Here is a 5208-nt window from a genome sequence, read left to right on the forward strand (position 1 = left end):
GTCCGCGGCCGGCTCGCCCCGCATCCGCGCCATACGCTCGCGCGCGGCGCGCGTGCGGGCCTCCGCGTCCGCCCGGTCGGAATCGAAGGGCGCATGCACCGGCCCGTGATCGGCTGTGCCGTCCGTATCGTCTTCGTCTTCCTCGCCCCGGGGGGAGGAGACCATGCGGCGCAGGTGGCCACCCAGCGCGGGCTGCCCGTCGTCGAGGCCGAGGTCGGGCTGGCTCTCCAACGGATCGGAATGGCGGGAGCGGCCACGGGCCGCCTGTTCGGCTTCGGCCTCCTGCCGCAGGATGTCCGCCACGGCGGGATCCAGTTCGCGCCGCTGAGGCTGGGGCTGGGGCATCGGCGCGGCTTCGGACGGCTGCACGACCTCCTCGTCGGGGTCCGGCTCCTGCCGGGCCTCGGTTTCGGCTTCGTCGGGCGCGTGATCGGGATGGTGCTGGAACCACGTCTGCCCGCAGTTGGAGCATTGCACATCCCGTCCGGATGCCGGGATCACCTCGTCCGGAACCTCGTATTGCGCGTCGCAGTTCGGACAGATCAGCCGCATTTTGTTGCCTGACGCATGGTTCACCAAAGTTAGATCGCTGCGCGCCAGCATATGGGCAGGAATACTTCAGGAAAAGTGCAATCTGGGCTGGTGGCCGCGATCTGGCGCATTGAATGTCGAACGATGCTGAGGCACAACAGGTTGAATTTGGCGGGGAAGTCGCGTGATCGAGCTGGAAAATGTGGCCTACAGCTATGGGGGCGGCGAACTGCTGTCCGACATATCGCTGAAACTCGCCGCCGGTTCCTTTCATTTCCTCACCGGCCCTTCCGGCACCGGCAAGACGACACTGCTGAAGCTTTGCTACGGGGCGCTGTTGCCCACCGCCGGTCACGTCCGCCTGTTCGACCGGGACGTACGCGGCCTCGAACGGGACGATATCGCGATGATGCGGCGTCGCATTGGCGTGGTGCATCAGGATGTCAAATTCCTCGATCATATGCCGCTGTCGGACAATGTCTCGCTGCCGCTCACGGTCTCAGGCCGGCATGCCGAAGCCGCGGGAGCCGACCTTGACGAGTTGATGTCATGGGTCGGGCTGACCTCCCGCATGCAGGCGTTGCCGCCGGAATTGTCGGGCGGGGAACGGCAGCGGGCGGCGCTGGCGCGTGCGGTCATCATGTCGCCGGATGTGGTGCTGGCGGATGAGCCCACCGGCAACATCGACTGGGAGATGTCGCAGCGGCTGTTGCGGCTGCTGATCGAACTGAACCGCATGGGCAAGACGGTGCTGATCGCGACCCATGACCTGTCGCTCATCCGTGCGACGAAGGCGCATGTCCAGGCCCGCGTGCTGCGCATCGCAAACCGCAGGCTGCAGCTGGCGGGGGCAGACCTGTGAACCTCGGCCTTTCCAACGTCAGGGCAATGATCGCCGGCGACAGCCAGGCCGACCGCGTGGTGCCGCCCTCGGGCTTCACCGCGCGGCTCACCGTGTTCGCGGCGGCGGCGATGGCCTTCCTTGCCGTTTTCGCACTCGCCCTGTCGCTCGCCTCGGGGCGGCTTGCTGCCCGCTGGGGGGATGAGCTTGCCCGGTCGGCCACCATCCGCATCGTGGCGCCGCTGGACCAGCGCGCGGCCCAGACCGACGCGGCCCTTCGGGTGCTTGAAACATGGCGCGGCGTAGCCTCCGCCCGCGCGCTGACGGATGCCGAACAGCAGGCGCTGCTGGCGCCGTGGTTCGGGCCCGAACTCGCGCTCGACAGCCTGCCGGTGCCGCGCCTGATCGAACTGATTTCCGAGCCCGAAGGGTTCGATGCCGCCGGGTTGCGCCTGCGCCTCGCCGCCGAGGTGCCGGGGGCGGTGCTCGACGATCACAGCCGCTGGCGCGAACCGCTGGTGGCGGCGGCAAGCCGTCTGCGCCTCCTGGGCTGGCTCTCCACCCTGCTTATCGCGGCGACGATGGCCGCCATCGTGACGCTGGCCGCCAATGCGGCACTCTCGGCCAATGCGCAGGTCATCGCCGTCTTGCGGCTGGTCGGTGCCACCGACGGCTATATCGCGCGGGCCTTCATCCGCCGCTTCACGCTGCGCGCGCTGGCCGGTGCGACGCTTGGCATGCTGGTTGGCGGGGCTGCCGTCTGGCTGTTGCCTTCCGCGGCGAGTGAGGCGGGCTTCCTCACTGGGTTGGGGATCGAAGGGTGGCGCTGGCTGCTGCTGCTGTTGATCCCCCTGCTGGCCGCTGCCGTGGCCTTTGGCGCCACCGGGGCCGCGGCACGCCGAACCTTGAAGGAGCTTGAATGAAACACGCGCTGCAATGGGTCCGTTCGATCATCTATATCGTGCAGGTGACGATCGCCATGCCGATCCTCGGGCTCGCCTTCGCGCCATGGGCGATGTTTTCCAAGGTGGGTGCCTATACCGCCTGCAAAAGCTATGCCCGCTACGCCATGTGGAGCGCCCGCTGGATCATCGGGTTGCGCTGCGAGGTGCGCGGCCCCGTCCCGCAGGGCGAAGTTCTGATCGCGGCCAAGCACCAGTCGTTCCTCGATATCATCATGATCTTCAACGCGCTGCCCCGCGCCAAGTTCATCATGAAGCGGGAGGTGCTGTGGACGCCGGTCATCGGCCAGTACACCAAGCGCATGCAGATGATCGCCGTGGATCGCGGCAAACGCGGCAAAGCCATCGTCAAGATGCTGGCCGACGTGCAGGCGGGCCGGCGGGAGCCGGGGCAGCTGGTCATTTATTCGCAAGGCACCCGCGTGGCCCCCGGCGTTAGCGTGCCCTACAAGAAAGGCACCGCCGCGCTTTATGAGCAACTGGGCCAGACCTGCGTGCCCGCCGCCACCAATGCGGGCTATTTCTGGCCCCGGCGGGGGCTTTATCGCCGTCCCGGGCTGGCCGTGGTGGAGTTTCTGGAGCCGATCGAACCGGGCCTGAGCAAATCCGAATTCATGGGGCGGCTCGAAGACGAGGTAGAGGCAGCATCGCGGCGTCTTTTGATGAACGCGGGCTGGACCCCGGCGGATGCGTAGGATCACCCGGATCGCCGACCTCGAGGCGCTGTACGGAACACCGCCCAGCGCGGCCCTGCGCAAGGTCGCCCATCGGCTGACCCCCCTCTATCGCCAGTGGATCGCCGCGTCGCGCCTATGCATCGTCAGCACCGTCGGGCCGGATGGCACCGATGGCAGCCCCCGGGGGGACGAGGTCGCGGTGGCGTTGGAGCTGGACCCGCAGACGCTGGCCCTGCCCGATTGGCATGGCAACAACCGGCTCGATACCCTGCGCAACATCGTGGCGGATCCGCGCCTTTCGCTGCTGTTTCTGGTACCCGGCTCCAACAACGTGGTGCGGGTGAACGGCAGGGCGTTCGTCACGGATGACACCGACCTGCGCGACAGGTTCCGCAAGGAGGAGCGTCGGCCCGCGACGGTGATCGTGGTCGAGATCGGGGAGATCTACGTACAATGCGCCCGCGCCCTGCTGCGGGCGCGGACCTGGGCGGGCGTGGACGATAGCGATGGTTTACCGACCGTGGGGCAGATCCTTGCGGAAATGACCGACGGCGCCGAAGGCGGTGCGGCGTATGACGCGAACTGGGGCCCGCGCGCCGCTAAAACGCTCTGGTAGAAAACCCGCCGCGCCCCCTGCGCTGTGAAGGCGCGGGCCGCTGTTACATGTGAATGGGCCCGTCGCCACAGGCGAGTGCTGCCTCGCGCACCGCTTCCGAATAGGTCGGATGGGCGTGGCAGGTCATCGCGAGGTCTTCGGCAGAGGCGCCGAATTCCATCGCGACGCAAACCTCATGGATGAGATCCCCGGCCGCAGGCCCGATGATGTGGCAGCCCAGAATGCGGTCCGTTTCCTTGTCGGCGAGGATTTTCACGAAACCCTCCCCCGCAAAGACCGCCTTGGCACGCGCATTGCCCATGAAGGAAAACTTGCCCGCCTTGTAGGCCCGGCCCGCGTCCTTAAGCGTGGCTTCGGTTTCGCCCACGCTGGCGACCTCGGGGTGGGTGTAGATCACGCTGGGGATGACGCCGTAGTTCACATGGCCATGGTTGCCCGCGATGACCTCGGCCACCGCCATGCCTTCGTCCTCGGCCTTGTGGGCGAGCATGGGGCCTTCGGTCACGTCGCCGATGGCGTAGATGCCCTTGATGTCGGTTTCCCATTCCTTCGTCACGGCGATCTGGCCGCGTTTCGTCAACCGAATGCCCAGTGCGTCGAGCCCGAGGCCGTCGTGATAGGGCTTGCGGCCCGTGGCCACCAGAACGGCATCGGCGTCGATCTCGTGTTCGCTGTCGTCCTTGCGCAGCTTGTAGGTGACCTTGGCCTTGCCGTTCTTCGTCTCCGTCTTTTGAACGGCGGCGCCCATGACGAAATTCATGCCCTGTTTCTTCAGCATCCGTTGGAAGGTCTTCTGCACCTCGGGGTCCATGCCGGGGGTGATCGCGTCAAGGAATTCGATCACCGTCACCTCGCTGCCCAGACGCGCATAGACGCTGCCCAGTTCAAGCCCGATGACCCCGGCGCCGATCACCGCGAGGCGTTTTGGCACCTTGCCAAGCTCCAGCGCGCCCGTCGACGTCACGACCGTCTTTTCATCGACTTCAACGCCGGGAAGCGCTGCCGCTTCGGAGCCGGTGGCGATGATGATGTTCTTGGCCTCATGGACCTCGTCGCCCACCTTGACCTTCCCCGCCTCGGGAATGGTGCCCCAGCCCTTGAGCCAGTCGATCTTGTTCTTCTTGAACAGGAATTCGATGCCCTTGGTGTTGGTCTCGATGGTGGAGGATTTATAGGCCAGCATCTGTTTCCAGTCGACGGAGGGTGCCTTTCCCTTCAGGCCCATGTCGGCGAAGTTGTGTTCGGCCTCATGCAGCATATGCGTGGCATGGAGCAGGGCTTTCGAGGGGATGCAGCCCACGTTGAGGCAGGTTCCGCCCAATGTCTCCCGGCCTTCGACGCAGGCGGTTTTCAGGCCGAGTTGCGCGCAACGGATCGCGGCGACGTATCCGCCGGGGCCGGAACCGATCACGATGACATCATAGCTGGACATTGGGGTCTCCTTGGGGTGGTGCGGCGCGGGGGCCGGGAAGAAATCAGGTGCCGGGGGCAGGATCGGCGGGCAGGGTAGGGGGCGCTGCCCCCCGGCGCAAGCGCCGTCCCCCGGGATGAGGGGCCATTTGGAAGATCAGAAGAGGGCGG

Annotated in this window: 6 protein-coding genes; 4 read left to right on the top strand and 2 right to left on the bottom strand. The window is 66.4% G+C overall.

Features of this window, described 5'->3' with window-relative positions:
* A partial coding sequence (locus tag A3728_RS05570) for a zinc-ribbon domain-containing protein (protein ID WP_150120661.1) occupies window positions 1-552 on the bottom strand: 552 nt, incomplete at its 3' end.
* A gap of 163 nt (window positions 553-715) precedes the next feature.
* Between A3728_RS05570 and A3728_RS05575 the strand changes: the two genes are divergently transcribed.
* The 4 genes from A3728_RS05575 to A3728_RS05590 are packed head-to-tail and all read left to right on the top strand — an operon-like array spanning window position 716 to window position 3627.
* Entirely contained in the window at window positions 716-1393 is a 678-nt protein-coding gene (locus tag A3728_RS05575; RefSeq protein WP_067921015.1) for a cell division ATP-binding protein FtsE, read from the top strand.
* A 26-nt stretch (window positions 1394-1419) separates the two neighbouring features.
* A complete protein-coding gene (locus tag A3728_RS05580; RefSeq protein WP_067921017.1) occupies window positions 1420-2295 on the top strand; it encodes a cell division protein FtsX in 876 nt (291 codons plus the stop codon).
* On the top strand, window positions 2292-3029 hold the full coding sequence (locus A3728_RS05585) for a lysophospholipid acyltransferase family protein (protein ID WP_067921019.1): 738 nt from the start codon (window positions 2292-2294) through the stop codon (window positions 3027-3029). The genes A3728_RS05580 and A3728_RS05585 overlap by 4 nt, the downstream gene beginning before the upstream one ends.
* Entirely contained in the window at window positions 3022-3627 is a 606-nt protein-coding gene (locus tag A3728_RS05590; protein ID WP_067921021.1) for a pyridoxamine 5'-phosphate oxidase family protein, read from the top strand. The genes A3728_RS05585 and A3728_RS05590 overlap by 8 nt, the downstream gene beginning before the upstream one ends.
* Before the next feature lie 43 nt (window positions 3628-3670).
* On the opposite strand, the gene lpdA is transcribed toward A3728_RS05590, so the two are convergent.
* Window positions 3671-5059 (bottom strand): dihydrolipoyl dehydrogenase, encoded by a 1389-nt coding sequence (gene lpdA, locus A3728_RS05595; protein WP_067921023.1) that lies wholly within the window; start codon window positions 5057-5059, stop codon window positions 3671-3673.
* Between the last annotated feature and the right edge of the window lie 149 nt (window positions 5060-5208).

Origin of the sequence: Sulfitobacter sp. HI0040, assembly GCF_001634885.1 — a bacterium.
Lineage (GTDB): Bacteria > Pseudomonadota > Alphaproteobacteria > Rhodobacterales > Rhodobacteraceae > Sulfitobacter.